The organism is Cryobacterium arcticum (genome assembly GCF_001679725.1).
Taxonomy (GTDB): domain Bacteria; phylum Actinomycetota; class Actinomycetes; order Actinomycetales; family Microbacteriaceae; genus Cryobacterium; species Cryobacterium arcticum_A.
In genome coordinates this window covers 71,047-90,658 of sequence record NZ_CP016283.1, presented here as the reverse complement: position 1 = coordinate 90,658, position 19,612 = coordinate 71,047, and the positions used below count along the sequence as shown (strand labels likewise).

Genomic DNA, 19,612 nt, shown 5'->3' with positions numbered 1-19,612 from the left:
CACCGACCCGGCTGCGCCCACGAGCATCCTCAATCTTCTGACCAAGGCCTTGAGAACTTGTCACACCTCTGGCATTAGCAATCAACGAGGTAAAGTGAGCGTGTGATGACCATGCATATCCTCTCCGCGGGAGACGGGTATGCGTACTACACGAGCGAGACCGTGACCGGTGACGTCAAGCGCGAGAACGGCCGTGATCTGGGCGATTACTACACCGAGGATGGCAACCCGCCCGGTGTCTGGATCGGTGGTGGCTTGACCGCTCTGGGCGTGTCCGGAACGGTTACCGAGGAGCAGATGAAGGCTCTTTACGGTGAAGGCCTGCACCCCGACGCGGAACGGATCATCACCGCCGCACAGGCCCAGGGGAAGACCGCGACGGGGGCGATCGCAGAGGCCAAGTTGGGGCGGTCATACTACGGCTACAGCGCCGGCGGCACCGACTTGAAGGACAAGATCGAGGCCGGCTACGCCGATTTTGAGAAGACAAAACGACGTGAACCCAACGTCGCCGAGCGACGCGTGATCCGGGCCCGCGAGGGCGCCCTGGCGTTCCGTGAGGCCAAGGGGCGGCCGGCCGCTGACAAGGAGGAGCTTGGCCGGTTCATCACCGCGGCGACCCGGCCGACGCAGCAAGCTGTCGCCGGATTCGACCTGGTCTTCTCCCCTGCCAAGAGTGTGTCCGTGCTCTGGGGCTTGGGTGACGAACCCACCCGTCAGGCGATCGAGGCCGCGCAGGCGGTCGCTATCGCCGACACGGTGAAGTACCTCGAGCGTGAGGCGGTCGCCACCCGTGCCGGCACGAACGGGGTCGCCCAGATCGACGTTGAGGGCGGTCTGATCGCGACCCTGTTCCGGCACTACGACTCCCGCAACGGTGACCCGCAGCTGCATGATCACCTGGTCGTCGCGAACAAGGTCAAGGGAATTGACGGGAAGTGGCGCACCCTGGACTCGAAGCTTCTCCACCGGCAGGGTGTCGCCGCATCCGAGTTCTACAACCAGCGCGTAATGGATGAGGTCACCAGTACGCTGGGCTTGACCACGGAGTTGCGCGAGGTGACCCCGGGCAAGCGTCCCGTGGTCGAGATCGCGGGTATCGACGAGCGCCTCACGTCGCAGTTCTCGACCCGGTCTGCAGACATCAAGAAGGCGGTGGGCCAGCTCGAGAAGGACTACCGCGCCAGCCACGGCCGCTCCCCCGACGCGGCCGCCCGCATCAAGCTCGCCCAGCAAGCCACCCTCGACACCCGCCCGCAAAAACTGCACGCTAGGTCCCTCGCAGCGCTTCGCACCGAGTGGGCGGCGAAGGGCACTGAGCGCGTTGGCGCAGCGACCATCCGAAACCTCCTTTCTGACGCCCGCGCCGCGGCCCGTGCGACGGACGAGACGAGAACTGGGCCGCGCGTGGTGGACGTGGACCGTGCTGCTCGGGAGGTCGTTGCGACAGTGTCGGAGCACCACGCGGTTTGGGGTCCGCACATGATCGAAGCCGAAGCCCGCCGCTGGGTCCAGAACGAAACTGGCCGCGGTGCTGTGGCCGCCGGCACCGTCGAGCAGATCACGCGGCGTGCATTGGAGACGGACTCAATCGCGGTCACACCGCCCGCTCCGCACGGGGCCTTCCAGCCGCTGACCCGTCGTGACGGATCGAGCATTTACGAGCACAAGGGCCGCATGCTCTTCACCTCCGCCGGCCTGTTGGCCGCCGAAGACACCCTGCTCGACGCTGCCCGCACCAGATCAATCGCCCCGGTTACCGTGGCCGAGTTCGACCGGACCGCCGCGGCCCACACCGGCCCGCTCGACGCCGGCCAGCGGGCCCTGGCCCGGGAGTTCACGACGTCGGGCACGTTACTTGTCGTCGGTACTGGGCCTGCCGGTGCGGGTAAGACAACAGCTTTAGCGTTGGCTGCCCGCGCTACCGAGCACGCCGGTGGCCGGCTGATCGGGTTGGCGCCATCCGCAACTGCCGCCACCGTGTTCCGTGACGCCGTGGACGTGCCCGCGGCGACGATCCACTCGTTCGTGGGCGCCTACGACACCCACGGCGACGCAACACCAGACAGTCGCCACCCGGACGAGTTGAAGCTGCGTCCGGGCGACATCGTCGTGGTCGACGAGGCCGGCATGGCCGGCACCGTCAACCTGGCCAAAGTCACCCGCATCGCAGAACGCCACGGTGCCCACGTGCGCCTGATCGGCGACGACCGGCAGCTCGCAGCCGTCGAATCTGGTGGAGCGCTGCGCCTACTGGAACGTGAAGTCGGCTCGGTCCAACTCGACCAGATCCACCGATTCTCCTCCCAGGCCGAAGCAGAAGCATCCCGGCAGCTCCGCGATCCGGCCACGGTCGGTGACCCCTTCAGGTGGTACGTCGACAACGATCGGGTCACCGGCGGCGGCATCGACCGGATGACCGACGATGTGTTCGCCGCCTGGCAGCACGACGACGAAGCCAGCAAGAACACGGTCATGCTGGCTCAGCAGAACGTCACCGTCACCGACCTCAACACGAGGGCGCAGGCGTACAGGATGGGTACCGGCCAGGTGTCCGGGCGGACGTCAGCACAGCTGCGCGACGGTCTGGCCGCGTACCAGGGCGACCGGATCGTGACGCGGCTGAACGATGCCACCCTCCGCACTGGCCGTGGCACGGACCGGGTCAAGAACGGTGACGTCTGGACTGTTCGGAAGGTGCACGGCGACGGCGCACTGACCGTCATCCATGCCGGGCACGGCGGCCGCATCACCCTGCCGGCTGAGTACGTGCAGCGGAACGTCGAGCTGGGATACGCGTCCACCATCCACCGCGCTCAGGGTCTGACCGCCGACACCGCGCACGTCCTGGCCGACGCGTCAACGTCTCGGGAGCTCGTGTACGTCGGCCTGACCCGGGGGAAGGAAGCGAACCACCTGTACGTCGAGACCGAAGATGCCCAGCCCGTCAGCGACGTTCTGGAAAGCATCGCCCGCCACAGCGCCGGCTTACTCGCCGCGACGGAAACCATCCGTGCTGAACAAGCCCGAGTCGATGACCTGGTCACTCTCATAGATCAGTACGGCGACGTCGCCGAGCGCGCAAACACGGTCCGCTTCGACCAACTCGTACACCGCACCCTCCCCGGCGAGGAGGCGACGAGCCTCACCGACTCCGAAAGCTGGGGCGCCGTCACCGCCGCCCTCACCCGCGCCGAAGTGCAGGGCCTGGACGCAGCCAGCGTGCTGCGGGAGTCGTGGAACGAACGCGAACGGGGTACGGCCGACGACGTCGGCGCCGTCCTGTCCTACCGGATGGAACGTCGCCTCGAGACAGCCTCTGTCATCGACCAGGCCGCAGAACCGACCCGTCCGGCCGTTCCGGCGTGGATCGCGGACCGGCGTGCACTCGATTCTCCCGGCACCGACCCCGCCTGGCGTGACCACCTCGCCGAACGCTACGAGTACCTGGCTGTGCGGCTTGAAGAACGCGGCACCTCCATCGTGGCCGAGCAGCCCACCTGGGCGCAGCAACTCGGCGACGTCCCCTCCGAAAGTGCGCCGCGCGAAGAATGGGTGCGGCTCGCGGCCGAGGTCGCCGTGTTCCGGGACCGCTACCGGGTCGACCCGGCCCAAGCCGACGCCATCCCCGCGGCCCACCGCGAGCGTGCCGTGGGTGCAGAGCTCGCGGCCCGCGTGGTCGCTCAGCACCAGGCGCAGACCCCGAGCACCCAGCCGGCTGCATCAGGCACTGAACGGCAGAAGCCCCCAACCGCGCTCGAATCGATGCGAGCGGCGAACCGGGCCGCAGCCGACAGGCAGCGTGAGGTGCAGCGGGCCGCAGGCCTCACCATCACGGCACGCCCCACGACCCACGATGACCAAGCGGCCCAGCGACCCGAGGATCCGCGCACTCGGGACGACGGCCGAGAGCGGTAGGACAAGGCGCACGGACCTCCGCAGGTATTGTCCGCTGCTGATGAGGGTTCTACTCTTCGGTGTCCCACCCCAGGGCCGCGGTGAGTTCGTCAGCATCCGGAAGGACCTGCTTCTCAGCAGCAGGAAGCGATTCGTACGTATATGTGGAAACCGCCATGGGCGAACCAGCCCGGCCCAGCGCATATCGGACCGTGTGGTCGTTTCGGTCGCCGCAGATCAGGATTCCCACGGTCGGCGCATGGGCTTCTCGTCGTAGCCTGTCGTCGACGAGGGAGACGTAGAAGCCGAGCTTGCCGGCATATTCAGGTTGGAACTTACCCGTCTTCAACTCGATGACGACGTATCTCAGTTGATCGACGTGGAAGAAGAGCAAGTCCAAATAGAAATCGTCACCGGCCACATCAAAGTGCACCTGACGGCCAACGAAAGCGAAACCGGTACCTAATTCGCGGAGAGTACCGACGATGCGGTCCATGAGAGCCTGTTCCAAATCGCGCTCAGCTACTTCTCCGGACAGCTCCAAGAAATCGAAAACATAGGGATCTTTGGCAATCTGCTGCGCGAGCTCAGAGTCCGGGGCGGCCAGCTCGGCAGCGAAGTTAGATGGGGCAGCTCCGGTGCGTTCGAGCGTGCGGTTCTTGATTTGGTTGAGCAGGACGTTCCGGCTCCACCCGTTCTTGGCCGCTTCGGCGGCGTACCACTGACGAGTTGTTAGGTCGTCCAGTTTGTCTAACAGGACTGTGATGTGGCCCCAGGGCAATTGTCCAACAGCCTGTTGGACAATTGGGGCCTCCCCTGTCCAGGAAGCAGCGAAAGCCCGCATGTAGAACAGATTGCTGCGCGATAGGCCGGTCATTTCGGGAAATTCTGAACGCAGGTCCTGAGCTAGCCGGTTCATGACGCCGGCGCCCCAGCCTTGCTTCTCCTGCTCGGAAAGTATGGCTCGGCCGAGAGACCAGTACAGCTCGATTAGCTGTGTGTTGACGGTCCGTTGCGCCTGTGATCTTGCGTTGGTAACCCGCTGTTTGAGATCGCGGAGGAACTCCGAGTATCCATCAGGAAGAGCAATGCCGTTGCGAGTCATAGCCCATTCTCGCGTGCATAGGTGCCTTGCTTCACGTGATGGGTGGTCGGATGGCCCTCTACGTGGACGGCGGAGCCTGTCTGTTCAAGCCGAAGCGGCGGATCTACCTCCTAATTTTGACCCGGGGACTTTCCGGAAGGTTCATGCCGAGTTCCCGCACGTACTCGTTCAGCTGATTCTGGAGCTTTTGTGAAGCATGGCGATCTTTGGCGCGAGACTGCAGAAGGATCTTGTGGATTAGCTTCACAGCATCGAGATCCCCTGCTTCTCGGGCTAACGCTTCGACCTGGCGAATGGGCCGGATCATGCTCACGTCAGAATTGAGGATGAAAAGCCCGAGGACGCCGATCGCGTACCTGAAGTCATCGCTGCCAACCAGCGGCTTCGAACCCAGACGGCAGCTGGCTCGCAGCTTCAGGAGGCCGATCAATTGCTCCGAGGGAGAGGAATTTACGGAGAGCGTGTCTAGGTGGGTGATGTAAGTCGCGAGTGGCATCTCAAGCCACGGGTCGGTAGCCCCCTGACGTTGCAGATAGATGTCGTCCGGGCTGGCGAGGTCCGCCAACGCCAAGGCCAGGGCTATCTCTGAAACTCCGCCAATGCCACCAATTTCAAACTCCCAAGCTCCTTCTCGCTCATCTGCTCGAACGAGGCCTTCGTCCTTATCAGACAGCCAGAGCACAGCAGATTTGAATCTTGACATGCCGATGTACGCAGCATCGGCGTCCGGCGTAGGCACCTCAATTCCCGCATTGGAGAGCGCGTTCGATAGCGCCCAAGAAGTGGCGGCAAGGGACTCCAGGAAGGTGAAGACAGCGTCAATGACTTCTTCAACCCGCATCGTTTCTCTTGGCGCCTTTAGCTTGAAGACCACCTCACCGTCCATGATCGAGAAGGCGCCGCCGTGCTGTCCCGCGTTGCGCAGGTACGCATCACTTCCCTCGAACCACGGAGCTAGTTCGGACTCCAGAAGAGTCTTGGCGATATTTGTGGCACCGTCCATAACCAGCTTGTCGAAGGGGCGGGTCTTCAGCCCCGCCAGGAGCGAGTACCAAACGAACTGATAGAGGCCCACTCCTTCATAGATCTCGGAGTGAAGTTTGATGATTCGACGAATGAGCGCCGTTTCGTCCTTCTCGTACTGGAGCACAGCCTCGAACGCTGTAATCGCTTCTGCATATGCGCGGTTTCCGTCTACGAGCGCTTGGACGGCTTCTGGAGCGGCTGCGACAACTGGAAGTAGCTCGTTTTCGTGGCAGAACTGGGCTGCCTCGCTGGCAACGCGTCGAAAACGGTCGACATCGAGGTGAACTTCAGCGACTGCGATGAGTGTGAGGTACTGCGCCCCGAGAGCATCCGCGACTGGGACGCCGACGGTCTCAGATGCTTCGGTTGCGCCCATTGAGGCAACTTCAAGTAGAGACAAGCCCGGGCGGTAAATCCGAATTGCCTTGAGCGCACGTTCGGAAAGGTTACCTGCAGCCTGGTCTTCGAAAATGGCTGCGGCCTCGGCACGAGCGTTGTGGTTTCGAATTGATTCACCGGCGTCGTCGAGCAGTGCTTGTGCTGTTGCTGAAAGCTGCTGAGACTCCAGTAACGTGCTCGCTGTCAAGACGGGTTTGTATGCCTCCCAGAGGAGTGCAACCTGAGCAAGTGTTTTGCTGATGGCTCGTGCCAGAGCTAAATCCGGTCTCAGCATCTGAATGGCATCATGCCGGAAGCGGAGACGCTCAATTGTCGCGACCGCATCGACTACTAGCTCTATAGATGCGGGGGAACCATCTGTTTCAGCAAAAATGCCAATGGCGCCGCAGAATGACTCGACGGCCGCTAAAGCCTGCGACGGAAGCGCCTCCTGAGCTCCTGAGTATTGGCTCGGGCGCTTGCCCAATTCTTTGTCAACCTGGGCTACTGACGTCCGTCGGCGGACGACGTTTGCGTTCACCTCGTTGAGAGGTCCTTTGTGCCCACAGTCGGGACAAGCGGCGCCTAGGACTCGTATGGCTGTGCACCGGTCACAAGGAATAGTTTGAAAATGCATGGTGCCGCGTTTTCGCACTAATGGCCCCCGTCGTTGCTTGGATCCTACTGGGGGCCGACGACACGGCCGGGTCCGAGCGTGAAGGCATGGGCCATCGCGAGTAATCGGATTGCTAGCTTTAACGAAGGAACCCCGACCGTCACACTTGCGTGCGCTGCGTCGGGGGCTATGCATCCAGATTAGGTGATTCCTGACCACGGCGCAACGGAGACCAGGTACATGTACAGGCTGAGAGCGACCATACCGTCGCCGCGGATGGCACCTTATGTTAGAGCATGTGCTGGCACGCTCGTCGAGCCAATTGACCTCTATCGCTGGGCTGGGGCGGTTGCCTTGGCAGTGTTCGATGACCTCGCTTCGCTTGAGGTTGCTATGCGATCTGCAATGGGGAGGGAACTCGCGGCGGTTCACGGCCTCGCCTGGTATCAGCGTGTCGACTTACTCGACGATGACACTCTCAAGCTGATTGAAGGGGCGTGGAAGGTTGGACGGTTGGGGAAGTTGACTGCTTCGCCGGACGTGATCCACGGCAAATTGGTCGCTACCTTAATGTTCGGGTTTTGGGTCAAAGTTCTCGGACGAGGCGGTTTCAATACGGGGAGCGGTACGCGGGAAAGGCGTATTTATGACACGCTCCTCTGGAAGTCAGCCCTCCGTAGTGCGTTCCCAAACGCCGGTGACCTTGATCGTGCCCTGGTAGAGACTGCGGCCCGGCAGGTACAGGCATTGCGTAACCGAATCGCCCACCACGAGCACATCGTTTGGGGGGTGCCCCTGCCCGGCGAGATGAGACCTGACAGGACCATCGTTCGGCTCTCCGTAACCGATGCACACGAGACTCTTTTGACGCTTGCGGGTTTCGTCGACACTGGCCTAGAAGAATGGTTGAGGCACTACAGCCAAGTGCCAGCCTTGCTCGCTGCTTGTCCTTTGCCCCAGAAGAGCCGTCTTCTGCTCTGATGCCTCGATCCAGGCACTTCTGTCATCCCATGGGACAAGCCTGAGGGTCAGGTTTTAGGGGGCGGAGCCACTTCCTGTCAATGTCCGCTCTATCAGGCAGCTGGCCGCAACGTATCCGTGTCGGCTATAGCGGCATGTCCTCCGTCGGCAGCGTGATCGGTATGACTCCCGCGAGTTTGTCTTTGCGGCGGTGGAGGTGTCCCTGGTCGGCGTCGCAGTCACGGAACGGCCCATTTGTGCTGTCAAAAATAGTGGCGGCATGGCGGTCCCAGTGATTGATCCACCAGGACGAAACGGCACCGGCGTCGCCGTCCATTACGCTGGCGTCTGCCTGCATGCTCGCCTGCCAGAGCGCTTTGAACCGGGCGACGACCTCCGGGTGTAGCCACCATTGGGTGCACCACGGTGTCGGCTTGGTGCCGATGACCTCGACGGTACTGAGGTGGTTGGTGAGCCAGTCAAGAAACATCTGGCGGACGTCGATCGTTTCCTCGTCACCGACCGGCGAGCCGTGGTCGTCGTATTCAGCCACGAGTTGTCACCTCCGCTGCAACGGCAGGGGCGGGGGCCAGCGCTTCGCCAGGCCTCTTGAAAGACGTGCTGCGGCTAATCGCCGCAGTTAGAGACTTGTCGCGGAACCACGGCACAGTGTTGACCATGACGGGCCGGCTCTTGGAGCTGAACATGACAGCGCGCCACTCAGGCAGGGAGCCGAGTGCAGCGACGTCGAGGGTGTTGACCTTACGGGTATTGGTGGACGTGGACATGTGGCCGTCCTTGCCAGTGGAGCTGCCGTAGGTGATCTCGTCGTGTTCGCCGATGAGCGCGGCAAGCGAGCGGAGGAAATCGTCGTCGCCGGATCCTCCGCCGAAGACGCGGGTGGCGGCGGCGTCCCAGAGGGTTTGCCAGCCGTCTTTCCCGAACGCGTCGATCGCTTGGGCGCGGGATTGGAAGTAGGAGTTCAGAATGATTCCCATGGACCCGTAGAACGAGTACACCGAGGGCAGTTCTGGCCAGCGGACGATGTTGGCGCATTCGTCGAGCTCCATCACCAGCGGTATGGTGAGCCGGCCGCCGTTGCCTTGCGCGGCGTGCTCGGCGGTCTTGCAGATCGCGCGGATGAGGGCGGTGAGGATGGCGCCGCCGGATCCTTCGCCGTCTTTGGAGAGCAGCACGAGGGTGTCGGTGCTGCGGATGAACTCGTCCGGGTTGAATCGGCGGACGCCATCGGCGCTCGTCCAGGCGAGGAGGTCGTCGTCGGCGAGTGCAGAAGCCATCCGCTGCGCGGTGGCGTAGACACTGCCCTTCGTTTTCTCCGGCCAGCTCAGGATGCCCTCGATTGTCGAGGACGGCCCGGTTTTCCCGTGCCGGGCGAGGATCCGTTGCACCTCGTATCCTTCGGCACGGGCGATCCACGCGAACACCTGCGAGAGGGGTTCGTGCTCGAGCGCGGCGGCGAGGAAGAAGTAGGCGAGCATGTCGCGGCCTGCGGTGTCGAACTGGGAGTCTCCGCCTCGGTCCGAGGCTTTCCGGGTGGAGGCTTCAAAGATCGCCGCGAGCTCGCGGGCGTCGGCTGCGCTCTGCACGTAGTCGAGCGGGTTGAAGACGAAGTCGGGGCGGGCGTCACGGCGGTAGATGCGGTTTGGGTCGAAGATGAATGTCTGTCCGTGGCCGGCACGGCCGGCGAGGGTTTCGCGAACGCCGTCGACTTTGTTGGACGTCATGATCGCAGCTCCTGGAGCTTCGATCATGTGGCGGATGACCAGGGCTGAGGTTTTGCCACGCCCAGTGCCGAACACGTACACGCCCAGGTCCCGCCACCCCTGATACACCCACCGGTCCCCGCGGCCGACGAGCCGGCCGACCCGCTCCCCCGCCGGCAGGTTCACCGCGGCCGGGTGCAGCTGCGCGGCCTCCTTCGCCCGGGCTGTTTCGCGCAGCACGGCGGACTGTTTGCGCGTGGCCATGTGCTTGAGGGCGATGTTGTTGCGCTTGGTCGACGCCCACTGTGCTTGCTTGGCCAGGACGAACGCGAACACCGCCACCACGAGTACCAGTGCCACGAGGGACGACCAGGTCGCAGCCGGCGGCCAGGGTGCGTCGCGGAAGAGGAAGTCGCCGGCCAGGGCGGCCGGGTTCCACGGGTACGTCGCACCGGTGGGGGTGAGGGCGGCGCCGGCGTGCACGGCGACGAGTAACCCGAGGATGGTCATGAGGGCGAGGAGGCCGGTCATGATGCGGGCTTTCCAGTCGATCATCGGAGTATCCTTGCCGCCTGTAGCGCGGGCGTTGTGGTGGGTGGCATCAGGTGCCGAGTTTGAGGGGGTCGGTGCTGTACGGGTCGACGGCGATGTGGACGTGGTTGCAGTAGTCCCGGAACTGCGTCATCGACAGATCCAAGGGCACGCCGGCGTCTGCACGGCACTGGGATTGCCCGGTGCCGGAGCCTTCCGGCATGACCGGGCTGAGCGCTTTGAGCAGTTTCAACGCGTTCGGGTCTGCGCCGGTGGTAGGTATTCGGTCGAAGGAGTAGAAGTCGACGGCATGGCCGCCCCCGTTCGCCGAGTGCGGCGACGTCAAGCCGGAGCCGAGGACTTGTCCGGTGCAGGCCCGGTTGATGTCGGAGATCCCGACGCTGCCGAACGTGTTGGTGGCGATGGTGATCACTTGCAGGATCCGGGTGTCGATGCCACAGTTCTCTTTGGTGTCGCCGTCGGCAATCCAGCGGATCTCGCGGAGGTGATCCGGCGACAACCCGGTGACGTTGCCCGCGTCGATCTTGACCACCAGTGCCGCCGCGAGGGCCTGGGCATCCCCGCCGATCCCGGCCGCGCAGGCCGCATCGCCGGTGGTCAGTGCGGTGACGATGGCTTGGGCGCCGGTGTAGTACTTCGTGTAGTGGTTGGGGTCGGCGTTGATCTGCACGGCATGCGCCGCCTGGGTCGGTGTCATCGTTTCCCAGTTCGGCACCCGCAGCAGCCGTTCGTAGAAGAACGATGCCGCCTGGGTGGGGTTCATTCGTTGGGCGAGGGTGCCCCAGGTGTCGCGTTGCTGGAAGAGGCCGCGGGAGTCGGGGCCGGCCAGGTCGCCGTATTCGATGTTGCGTAGCGTGGATTCGCCCATGGCTGTCATCACGGCGATGGTTTGCCCGTGCACGTTGACGCCCAGCGTCGCCCCGGCGTTCATGATCAGGGCCGCGTTCACCAGCTGGTCGCCCTGGTACCCGGCGACAGCGGATCGTTCTGCGGCGCCTTGAGGGTTCGCCGCGACCGCCGCGCACGCGCTGGTGCCGGGGCCACCGCCGGTGATCAGCAGTAGCCCGGTGAAGATGACTACCAGGAGCACGACGGCCCCGGTCCCCCAGATACCTTTCTGCATACCGGTGTCAGGTGGGGGTGTCGCCGGCGGCCATGGCGGAGTCGGTATTGGTGACCTCGATCTCCCAGTCCGAGCGGATGTGGCGGATGTGGGTTTCCGGGTTCGACCCGTACTTGAACACGCAGTTGCCCGGGTTGAGACCCATCAGCGTGGCGGTGGTGTCGGGGGCGAAGTTGAACGTCTCCTGCGCCCACCGGGCGTCTTCGGGGCGGTCCTGCCGGAACGCGTACACCGTCTGTGCTTCTTGCACGACGGTGTACCCGGGGCTGTCGGCGGGGATGTCGGTGCCTTTGTGCATGACGAAGACGTTGGAGATGCCGAGGGAGCGGGAGAGTTTCTGGTTGGATTTCACGAGCTGGGCGGAGGGGCCGCCGATCATGTGCCAGCCCTCTTCGTAGATCACGTTGGTGATGAACCCGCGCTCCTGGTGAAGACGGCCCATCAACCACATGTTCCCGATCGCCATCACCGTCGGAATCGCCGGCCCCGAGTCCGGCAGCTGGGAAATGTCGAACGTCGTCAGCTTGTGGGAGAGGTCCACGTGCCGGCTGGTCTCCCCGTCGAAGACACCGGCGTAGGTTTCCAGCAGGTTCTGCAGGCCGAACCGAATCGACAAGCCAGCCTGGTGAAACCGCTCCGACGCCTCCCCTGACAGTCCCTGATCGGTGGGCACCATGCCCAAGTACGGCATCAGGTCCGTCGTTGTTGCGGCCCGCCGGGTGTCTTGGAACTTGTCGAAGAGCAGCTGCAGGGCGTGCCGGGTGGCTTTTTCTTCCCATTCGGTCGCGGCGGTATCGTCGCGGGCGATGCGGGCGACCGCGTTGATGAGCAGCATCTGACCCTGTAGCCCGGTGCCCTGCGCGATGAGGGGGTCCATCAGGTTGAACCGGGTCCCCGTTCCGTCCGGGTCGAAGCGGAGGGGTTCGGTGCCCATCCGCCGGGTCAGGGCCGCGTATTCGCCTTCGCCGCCCTCGTCCTTCTTGTCGAACACTACCGCCCGATGGTTTTTCAGCAGCAGCGGCCGCATCACCATCACCGTTTTCGTAAAGGAGGACTTCCCCGACCCGACGGTGCCGATGATGAGCACGTTCGGTGACGTCAACTTCCTTGGGGACGCGTTGTACGCGGTCGGGGCGTCATGGCTGATCATGGTCGAGGAGAGGTTGTCGGTGCCGTTGACGACACCTTCAATCCCCGTTGGTGCACCGATGATGCCGGTGTTCAGGATCTCGGCTTGCCGTGTCGTCGTCGGCGCCCCGGCCAGCTTCGGCGCGTACCAACCCCGTGCTGCCGCGCCTGGTGAGGCACGCAGCACGGATCCGGGGCGGGAGAACGGGGGCACGTCTACCGGCCGGGCTGTCGGCCCGACCTGGTCAGCGGCGGCCTCGTCCTCTTCACCGGTGAGGACGGGCGGGATGGCCTCTGTGGGCGAGAGGAAGATTCGCAGGCCCGGCACGGACCCGTACCAAGGCTTCTTCACCGCCGCGTGGGCACGGCCGCCGGCAACGGTCTCGACGCGTGGTGGGGCGGGTTTGTGGGTCATGAGAGTGCTTCTTTCTCGGTGCGGCCGGCGAGCCGGTTGATCGCCCGGGACGTCAATGTCGGGCTCGCGGGGCGAAGGCCGCGCCCGATGGGCCAGGTCGTGCCGGACGCGGCGGACTGGAACGAGTCCTGCCAATCAAGCCGCTCGATACCCAGCCCGGTCGCGCAGGCTTCCTCGAGCTGCCGGGACGCTTGGGCGAGGTCATCGCGGGTGGGCGCCGAGATGGTGATGAACCCGATCCAGTCGACACCATGGTGGTGGGAGCCTGCGGCCAGGTCTGCGGAGCGGCGTTGCGCGGCCGACATCCGTGTGGCTGAGTCGTCGGACACCAGGCGGCCTTTCTGCTGGTCCGCCATGACCCCGGCGAGGTCCCGGACGACGTCCGCACGGGCCTTCGCTTTCGCCTGGCCGGCAGGGACCAAGTGCAGGTGGAAGGACACAGACCGGACGAAGGTGAGTTCCCGGCCGATGAGGAGGTCCAGGCACCACAGTGGACTTCGGCCGGCGACGGCGAGGTTCTGGCCGTGGATCGCGGCCGTCCGATGCCACCAGGTCACCGAGGGTGACACCGGGCCGTCGTCCCCCATGATCAGCGCTGTCGGGTCGACGTCCTCGACGACGTGCGCGGAGAACTCATCATGCGAGCGGAGCCCGGCCTGGAGCGGGTCGACGGTCCGGGTGAGATCGATGGGCAGGTACGGGTTTTGCTGGTGCAGCATCAACGCGGTCGTCTGCTTCGCCGTCAGCGCTCGCACGTCGCCCATCTTCGCGTCGTTCAAACCTCGTTCGGTGGCCAGGATCTGATCGGCCATGAGCGCCCGCCACGCGTCGCGGCCGTGGCCGAACTTGGTGGCGGCGTCGGTGAACTGCTGATCCAGCGGCCACGACACGACAACGTAGTGGCGTTGCACCATCGCATCGGCACTGGATTTGCGGATTACTTCGTCATAGGAGAGCTTCTGCGCCTCAAACGACTCCCGCTGCGCGGCCGTCCAGTTGTCCTGAACGGTCTCCAAGCGGGTCTTCACCCACTGCTGTTGCCTCGCGGAGTCAGGCGGCAATACGCGGGTGAGAGTTTGTACGTCCCGGATTAACGACGACGGTGCCGCCCGGCGGGCCAGGAACTTTCCCCAGGCGTTCGCCGCCCGCGTCAGCGCGGCCGCGGTCTCCATCCCGCGCAACTGCCCTGACACCGAGAACGCCACCGACAGGTACGGTTGCTCACCAATCGGAGCGTGCCAAGCGATGCCGGGCATGTTCGAAGCGTATTGAAGCCACCCCATCCCGTCGGAGCCGTCCGGGTTCGCCCGCATCTTCAGCGCGGTGCGCTCCGCGGCCCGCTTCTCCGTCTTGGTTCCCTGGCTGATGGCTTCTTGCAGCTGGTCCCACGCCCCTACTTCGTAGGGCAGGAACTCGTCGGTGCCGAGCCGGCGGCGAGCCCGGGCGCGGGCCCGCTTCCGGCGGCGCTCGAGCACCGTGCCCCGGTGCGTGCGTGCGGTCGTGAGCATCGTGATGCCCACCCCGGCCACCGCCACGAGCAGGGCCGGCAAGCCCAGGCCCATGACCATGCCGACCATGCCACCGCCGATGAACACGGCCAACAGGACTACGCGGGTCTTGGAGGCGGTGCCGCCAAAAAATCCGCGGTGACCCGTCTCACCGCCCAGATGCCGGACGTAGGACTCCGGATTACTCATGGGTGGAGTCCTTTCCATAGTGCTGCTCGTGGTCTTCCACCGGAGCGACCGCAGCGTCCGTCACTGAATCCGTTACCTTCTTCGTCGTATCGAAACCAGCCTTCGCGCCGGCGGCGATCATCGTGGGGATACCGATCGCCGCCCCGACACCAGTCGCCGACTCCGCCGCCCCTGCTGCCGCCATCCCGGTCTCCGCGGCTGCGGCGCTCCCACCGGCATTGGCAGTCGCTCCGCCTGCAGCGGCGCCGGCGGTCGTCCCGCCAGTCGTGCCGCCGAGTGAGGCCGCTTCCGAGATCGACGACGTCGCCGTGTCGCCCTCGGTTACAGCCGAAGCACCGCCTCCGGAGCTGCTACCGGTGCTGCCGGTGCCGCCGGTGGTGACCGGTGAGTTATCCGACTCGTCGGAGGCCGACGCGCTGTCATCACTCTTGCTGCTCGCCGAACTACTGGGGGTGCTGCCGCCGTACTTCGCGTCGGCCTGCTGCATCGACTGGGAGCCGATCGTCGGGCCCGCAACCGCTGCTCCGCCACCACCGGTGGGGATGACGGGGGCGAACTTCGTCAATGCCAGCGGCGACAGCCCAGCCATGAACAACGCCAGGATCGACACGACCAACGTCACCGTTTTCGCCAGGGTAGGCGACCCGGAGAACACGTCGACCTGCGCGGACATCATGCTGTACGCGATCGCGAGCAGGAAGAACAGCAGCGGATGGGAAGCGAGGATCCCGAACCATAGGTAGGCAATCTTGGACCCAAACTTCCGCTTCTGCGGGTCAACAATCCACACGAACCCCAACGGAAACAACACCCCAGAGAAGTAAAGAGTGATGAGCTGCACGATCAGCATCAGCAGCACAATCAGCAAGCCCAGGATCATGAAAAACATCAGGATCACACCGAGCACGGCACCGCCGGCCAGACCGTCGCTGTTCTCCTCCGAGAGCATCACGGAAAACTTGTCCACGATTGTCTGTGCGTTATTCGTCACACCCCACGAGATCAGCGAATCCGACAAGGCACCGAAGAACGACACTAGGAACGCCCCCAGCGCAGGCCCGAACATGGCCCCGAGAACGAACGCCGGCCCGTACAACGCGAGCGACTCGCCCAACTCGCGGCCTGACTGGTGCCCACGGGCGGTACGCACAATCTGCGGAATCAGCAACGCGACAAACACGAAAATCGCCAGGGCGAACGATACCCGGTAGGCCTGCAGGAACCAATCCGCAGTCAGATCTGGCAGGGTCGCGTGGGTCAGCGCCGGCAGCACATTGTCGGCCAGGCCCTTGGCCCCGTTCTGCATCATCTTGAACGAGTTCCCGGCCGGATCCGACCAGAAGTTGGCCACACCCGCAGCCGTATTCACGGCGTTATTCACGCCACCAACGGCATCTCGAATTCCTCCTGTTGCGCCATCCCATGCACAGGTGGCGATGTTGGTGCAACCGTCTCCAGCTGCCATCAGCAGCCTCCCGTGTAGCGGTTGCCGCCAGCTGAGAGCTTCTCCGCGTCAGGTTGTTCGCCCTCGGCCACATGCCATGCGCCGTCTTCCCAGACCATGACGAATGCCTGAGCTGTGGCCTTGGTTGGGCTTAGTTCCCCGTTCACCACGTAGCCGGCAGCGATGTTCACGGTCACGCGATCAGCAGTCGAGTCCTGACCTACGAGCCAAAGCCCGTTAGTAGTCGAGAGATGGAAGGGCACCCCAGGTTCCACCTCCCCGTTCGTGAGGTCCGCAGTGGAGGCGTAAGTGCCTGCGAGGTCCCGGTACGACTCCGGCGTACCAGCGGACATGATGGCGTCGCTTACAGTGGTCGCATCTGCCGCAGCAGGGTATGGCCCCTGCCATACGAATCGATAGAACGCGGTTGCGACTTCGACTGCGCCGTAGGTGCTGTGTTTGGCCTCTGCTTGAGCGGTGAGGACCATGTTGGCGTTGCGGTCCTGGCCGCCGAGGCAGCCGGTGGGCGCGACGTCGTCTTCGTTGTCGCCGCTGCTGGAGGCTCCTTCGGTGGGTGTTGGTGTTGCTGTGGGCGTGCTCGAGGTGGGTGTCGCGACGGGTTCGGCCGTCGGTTGTGTCGCTGTGTAGGCGATGCCGCCTCCGATAGCAAGGACTAGGAGGCCGCCGCCGATGACGAGAGGCCACCGGCTGCGGCCTGATGCGGTGACCATTCGCATGAGGGGATTCCTTTGGTGAGGGGCGGTTAGCCGGCGAACGAGAGGACTGCGCCGACGATGATCGCCAGGCCAGCGAGGGCGGCGAGGGCGATGCCCGCCCAAACCGCTTTCCGGCGGCCTTGGGCGTGGGCCTGTGGGTTGGGGTTGGTGTCTCCGGATGCTCCGGCCATGGCGACGATTCCGAAGATCAGGAAGCCGATGGAGACGAGGATCCCGATGGCCCAGAGGGCGGCGATGAGTTTTTGCCAGAGGGCTGTGAACTCGGCCCCGCCGAAGGAGAAGTCAGGCAGGATCCCGTCGAGGGGATTGTCGATCGCCGCGCGGAGCATGAGGTCGTGCATGGGTTAGGCCTTCCGGTTCTGTGTGGGGGCGGTGGAGACCGCGGATTGCAGCGCCCGGACCACGCTCGCGGCCGCGGCCACGAATGCGTCCCTGGTCGCAGGCTGGAGCTGGGCGAGAGTGAGTTGGCCGCGCTCGGCGATGTGCGCGTCGTAAGGGATGTCGTGCAGGGCGGTGACGCCGGCTTGGTTGAGGAGGCGTTCGACTTCCTGGCGGACGGCGTCGTTCTCGGGGCGCCCGTCGGTGAGGCGGATCGCGATCGCCCGGTTGGCCAGACCGGCGGAGTCGCCACCGGCGGCGCGGAGCTCCTCGAGCAGCTGAATCGCTTCCAGGACCGAGTCTCCAGCGTTCATGACAGGGATCACGAGGACGTCGGCCACGGACACGGCGCCTTGGAAGGCGGAGGAGGTGGGGACGTTGCCGGAGTCCATGACGCGGATCGCGTAGAACTCGTCTATGACGTTGGACACTGCCACGACGGATTCTCCGGTGAGGCGTTCACGTCGGCCGGTGGATCCGATCACGGAGGCGAATGAGGTTTGCGGGGCGGTGTAGCCGGCAAGCCGGCCAACGGTGCCGACCTGGTCGACGTCTCGGACCAGTTCACCCAAGCCGAGCTGGGGGTTTCCTTCAGCACGGAAGTTCAAGGCGCCGGGATCGTCGGAGACTTCCAAGATCGCGACCGACCCGCCACGAATCGCGGCGAGTACTCCCCCAAGAAGCAAGGCGGTCGGAGTCTTCCCGGTGCCGCCCTTCGGGTTGTTCACTAGCACCGAGACGGCGCGGGTCCACGTTGCTTGGCGGACGGTGGTCTCATGGGCGGTACGCTCCTCGTGCTGACGCCGCTCCCCCATCTCCGCTGTACTTGGCCCAATCGGTAGGCCCAGCTTCGCCAATGTTCCACGGAACCCCGTGGTGGCCTTGGCGGGATTCACCGTTCGCGACCCGGCAACCAGGCCGGCTGCCGATCCGCCAAACAGTACCGAGGTGCTGGCTAGGTTCACAGCGGCCGGCACCTCAAGTGCCGGCTCGGGAGGCGCCATTGTCATGACGGGCTCTTCGCCGATAGCAGCGGGAAGGCGTTCGGGGGTGTCGGTTGCTTCCGCTCGGCGGCGGGGCGTCGGCGGGGCTATGTGGGCCGTGTCGTCCTCGATGTAGTCTCCGGCGCGGTCAGCCGCTCCGAAGACATCGCGGGTGCTGCGGTGACTGGTATCACTCATGGGCGGTATCTCCTCTCGAACTCTTGCTAAGCATCCGAGGGATATAGGACGCCCCCCAAAGGCCCTGACTAGTCTCTACTTTTTCACCCCTAAATGCCACCTGAACGGGGGGTGTGTCCCGCCTGTGTGTCAGCCAAAATTCCCTGAATTGGAGGGACTCCGAACCTGATTGCACAATCGACTCGATTCGAAACCATATGTGCGACTACCGACATTGGGGGCCCGCTTAATTTGTAAACGTAATTAGATGCGTTTGCATTAACCCGAACTGAGTCGTGTTGTGGGCGAAAAAGTGCGGATCCACGCCAGAATTGAGCGCATGGCGCGCGACGACAATCTGATGAAACATGCCCCTGACCGGGTGGCACTGTTCCAAGAGCTCTTCTCCGCGCCCTCCCGCGTCCTCGTGCTCCGCGTGCTGCTCCCCAAGCCCCTGAGCTTCAACGAACTGTTCGACGCGATTGGTGACACGATGAGCCGCCCCGCCGTCCACGCCGCGCTCATCGACCTCCGATCGATGGGCTACGTCGAGGATGACGCCCCCGACGATGTTCTCCGCCGGCCGGCCGGGACCGTTTTCACTGCTCGTCGAGATCTCGTCACCCGCGACTTCGGCCAGGTCCTCGAATATGTTCTGGGATAGGCGCTTGCACTGACGTGCCGACCAGCGCCAAGGTCTAGTCCTAATCGTCTGCGTCACGTCAGCACCTCCAATTAGACTCTAACATTAAGTGTTAGTGTAGACTTGTGAATTGTTCAGCTGCGGCAGAATGAGGGGATGCCACGCTATGCGTCCCCTGAGGAACCTCTGCCGCCATCGGCCGAGAGGGCGACAGTGGTGTTTGGTGCGAACCCCCTTCGAGGTGCGATCATCCGCCTGCTTGCGCTCAACCCAGAAGGGATGACGTCTGGTGCAATCCAGCGAGAGCTCAACACCACCTACCAGACCGTGTTCCGCCACCTCCAGGAAATGGAATCGACAGGCATCGTCACTTCAGACGCCGGTGAGAAGCGGCAAGGCCAGCGAGTCATCTATGTGCTCGATTCCAGCGCCCTCCGGGCGGCGCTCCATGGCTACGAGGCGTACCTGCTCGGCGGTTAATCCGACACGCCCCACCAGGTTCCCTGTTTCTGATTCACCCTGCCACTACCGTCAGACCATGCCCCCTCAACGAACATACGGCGGACGTAAAAGCAAAGGCGATCGCCAATCGATGATCTCCCGAGTTCCGTCGCCAATCGCAGACGCAG

At 64.2% G+C, this 19,612-nt stretch carries 15 protein-coding genes; 4 read left to right on the top strand and 11 right to left on the bottom strand.

All coding sequences use genetic code 11. The features are described 5' to 3' along the window. The first annotated feature begins 105 nt into the window (after positions 1-105). Positions 106-3,918, top strand: coding sequence for a MobF family relaxase (gene mobF, locus PA27867_RS19655; RefSeq protein WP_066600574.1), 3,813 nt, complete (start codon positions 106-108; stop codon positions 3,916-3,918). Between the two features lie 49 nt (positions 3,919-3,967). Here the strand turns inward: mobF and PA27867_RS19650 are convergent, their stop codons facing one another. Together PA27867_RS19650 and PA27867_RS20835 are read right to left on the bottom strand one after the other, a co-directional pair. Further along, positions 3,968-5,002 (bottom strand): PDDEXK nuclease domain-containing protein, encoded by a 1,035-nt coding sequence (locus tag PA27867_RS19650; RefSeq protein ID WP_066600569.1) that lies wholly within the window; start codon positions 5,000-5,002, stop codon positions 3,968-3,970. A gap of 103 nt (positions 5,003-5,105) precedes the next feature. Beyond that, positions 5,106-6,947 (bottom strand): hypothetical protein, encoded by a 1,842-nt coding sequence (locus PA27867_RS20835; RefSeq protein WP_157109396.1) that lies wholly within the window; start codon positions 6,945-6,947, stop codon positions 5,106-5,108. A 315-nt stretch (positions 6,948-7,262) separates the two neighbouring features. On the opposite strand from PA27867_RS20835, the gene PA27867_RS19640 reads away from it, so the two are divergent. After that, positions 7,263-8,003, top strand: a complete 741-nt coding sequence (locus PA27867_RS19640) for a hypothetical protein (protein WP_157109395.1) — start codon at positions 7,263-7,265, stop codon at positions 8,001-8,003. A gap of 124 nt (positions 8,004-8,127) precedes the next feature. On the opposite strand, the gene PA27867_RS19635 is transcribed toward PA27867_RS19640, so the two are convergent. From PA27867_RS19635 to PA27867_RS19595, 9 genes are read right to left on the bottom strand one after another with little or no spacing between them, the layout of a single operon-like run. Beyond that, complete coding sequence (locus PA27867_RS19635) at positions 8,128-8,535, bottom strand: DUF4913 domain-containing protein (protein ID WP_066600562.1); 408 nt, start codon at positions 8,533-8,535, stop codon at positions 8,128-8,130. Then, positions 8,528-10,261 carry a type IV secretory system conjugative DNA transfer family protein gene (locus PA27867_RS19630; RefSeq protein WP_066600559.1) on the bottom strand — a complete coding sequence of 578 codons (1,734 nt, stop codon included), beginning with the start codon at positions 10,259-10,261 and terminating at the stop codon, positions 8,528-8,530. Before PA27867_RS19630 ends, PA27867_RS19635 begins: the two co-directional genes overlap by 8 nt. Positions 10,262-10,307: 46 nt before the next feature. Beyond that, positions 10,308-11,381 (bottom strand): hypothetical protein, encoded by a 1,074-nt coding sequence (locus PA27867_RS19625; protein WP_066600554.1) that lies wholly within the window; start codon positions 11,379-11,381, stop codon positions 10,308-10,310. 7 nt (positions 11,382-11,388) lie between these two features. Continuing rightward, on the bottom strand, positions 11,389-12,924 hold the full coding sequence (locus PA27867_RS19620) for an ATP/GTP-binding protein (RefSeq protein ID WP_157109394.1): 1,536 nt from the start codon (positions 12,922-12,924) through the stop codon (positions 11,389-11,391). Then, on the bottom strand, positions 12,921-14,621 hold the full coding sequence (locus tag PA27867_RS19615) for a hypothetical protein (RefSeq protein ID WP_066600550.1): 1,701 nt from the start codon (positions 14,619-14,621) through the stop codon (positions 12,921-12,923). The genes PA27867_RS19620 and PA27867_RS19615 overlap by 4 nt, the downstream gene beginning before the upstream one ends. Then, positions 14,614-16,086 (bottom strand): hypothetical protein, encoded by a 1,473-nt coding sequence (locus PA27867_RS19610; RefSeq protein ID WP_157109393.1) that lies wholly within the window; start codon positions 16,084-16,086, stop codon positions 14,614-14,616. Before PA27867_RS19610 ends, PA27867_RS19615 begins: the two co-directional genes overlap by 8 nt. Further along, positions 16,086-16,802, bottom strand: a complete 717-nt coding sequence (locus PA27867_RS19605; RefSeq protein ID WP_066600546.1) for a hypothetical protein — start codon at positions 16,800-16,802, stop codon at positions 16,086-16,088. The genes PA27867_RS19610 and PA27867_RS19605 overlap by 1 nt, the downstream gene beginning before the upstream one ends. 26 nt (positions 16,803-16,828) lie before the next feature. Further along, positions 16,829-17,143 (bottom strand): hypothetical protein, encoded by a 315-nt coding sequence (locus PA27867_RS19600; protein WP_236900939.1) that lies wholly within the window; start codon positions 17,141-17,143, stop codon positions 16,829-16,831. Positions 17,144-17,146: 3 nt separating this feature from the next. Further along, a complete protein-coding gene (locus tag PA27867_RS19595; RefSeq protein WP_066600543.1) occupies positions 17,147-18,361 on the bottom strand; it encodes a MinD/ParA family ATP-binding protein in 1,215 nt (404 codons plus the stop codon). A 319-nt stretch (positions 18,362-18,680) separates the two neighbouring features. Here PA27867_RS19595 and PA27867_RS19590 point away from each other — a divergent pair, with 319 nt between their 5' ends. Both PA27867_RS19590 and PA27867_RS20830 read left to right on the top strand, forming a co-directional pair. Next, on the top strand, positions 18,681-19,004 hold the full coding sequence (locus PA27867_RS19590) for a hypothetical protein (protein ID WP_066600540.1): 324 nt from the start codon (positions 18,681-18,683) through the stop codon (positions 19,002-19,004). A 135-nt stretch (positions 19,005-19,139) separates the two neighbouring features. After that, positions 19,140-19,463, top strand: coding sequence for an ArsR/SmtB family transcription factor (locus tag PA27867_RS20830; RefSeq protein WP_157109392.1), 324 nt, complete (start codon positions 19,140-19,142; stop codon positions 19,461-19,463). Positions 19,464-19,612 lie beyond the last annotated feature (149 nt).

What these genes read in the sequence shown, in the direction of transcription:
- PA27867_RS19590 (WP_066600540.1), top strand. Translation starts at nt 18,681, where the DNA reads ATGGCGCGCGACGACAATCTGATGAAACATGCCCCTGACCGGGTGGCA.
- mobF (WP_066600574.1), top strand. Translation starts at nt 106, where the DNA reads ATGACCATGCATATCCTCTCCGCGGGAGACGGGTATGCGTACTACACG.
- PA27867_RS19650 (WP_066600569.1), bottom strand. Translation starts at nt 5,002, where the DNA reads ATGACTCGCAACGGCATTGCTCTTCCTGATGGATACTCGGAGTTCCTC.
- PA27867_RS19610 (WP_157109393.1), bottom strand. Translation starts at nt 16,086, where the DNA reads ATGGCAGCTGGAGACGGTTGCACCAACATCGCCACCTGTGCATGGGAT.
- PA27867_RS19630 (WP_066600559.1), bottom strand. Translation starts at nt 10,261, where the DNA reads ATGATCGACTGGAAAGCCCGCATCATGACCGGCCTCCTCGCCCTCATG.
- PA27867_RS19620 (WP_157109394.1), bottom strand. Translation starts at nt 12,924, where the DNA reads ATGACCCACAAACCCGCCCCACCACGCGTCGAGACCGTTGCCGGCGGC.
- PA27867_RS19600 (WP_236900939.1), bottom strand. Translation starts at nt 17,143, where the DNA reads ATGCACGACCTCATGCTCCGCGCGGCGATCGACAATCCCCTCGACGGG.
- PA27867_RS20830 (WP_157109392.1), top strand. Translation starts at nt 19,140, where the DNA reads ATGCCACGCTATGCGTCCCCTGAGGAACCTCTGCCGCCATCGGCCGAG.
- PA27867_RS19605 (WP_066600546.1), bottom strand. Translation starts at nt 16,802, where the DNA reads ATGCGAATGGTCACCGCATCAGGCCGCAGCCGGTGGCCTCTCGTCATC.
- PA27867_RS19595 (WP_066600543.1), bottom strand. Translation starts at nt 18,361, where the DNA reads ATGAGTGATACCAGTCACCGCAGCACCCGCGATGTCTTCGGAGCGGCT.
- PA27867_RS19625 (WP_066600554.1), bottom strand. Translation starts at nt 11,381, where the DNA reads ATGCAGAAAGGTATCTGGGGGACCGGGGCCGTCGTGCTCCTGGTAGTC.
- PA27867_RS19640 (WP_157109395.1), top strand. Translation starts at nt 7,263, where the DNA reads ATGTACAGGCTGAGAGCGACCATACCGTCGCCGCGGATGGCACCTTAT.
- PA27867_RS19615 (WP_066600550.1), bottom strand. Translation starts at nt 14,621, where the DNA reads ATGAGTAATCCGGAGTCCTACGTCCGGCATCTGGGCGGTGAGACGGGT.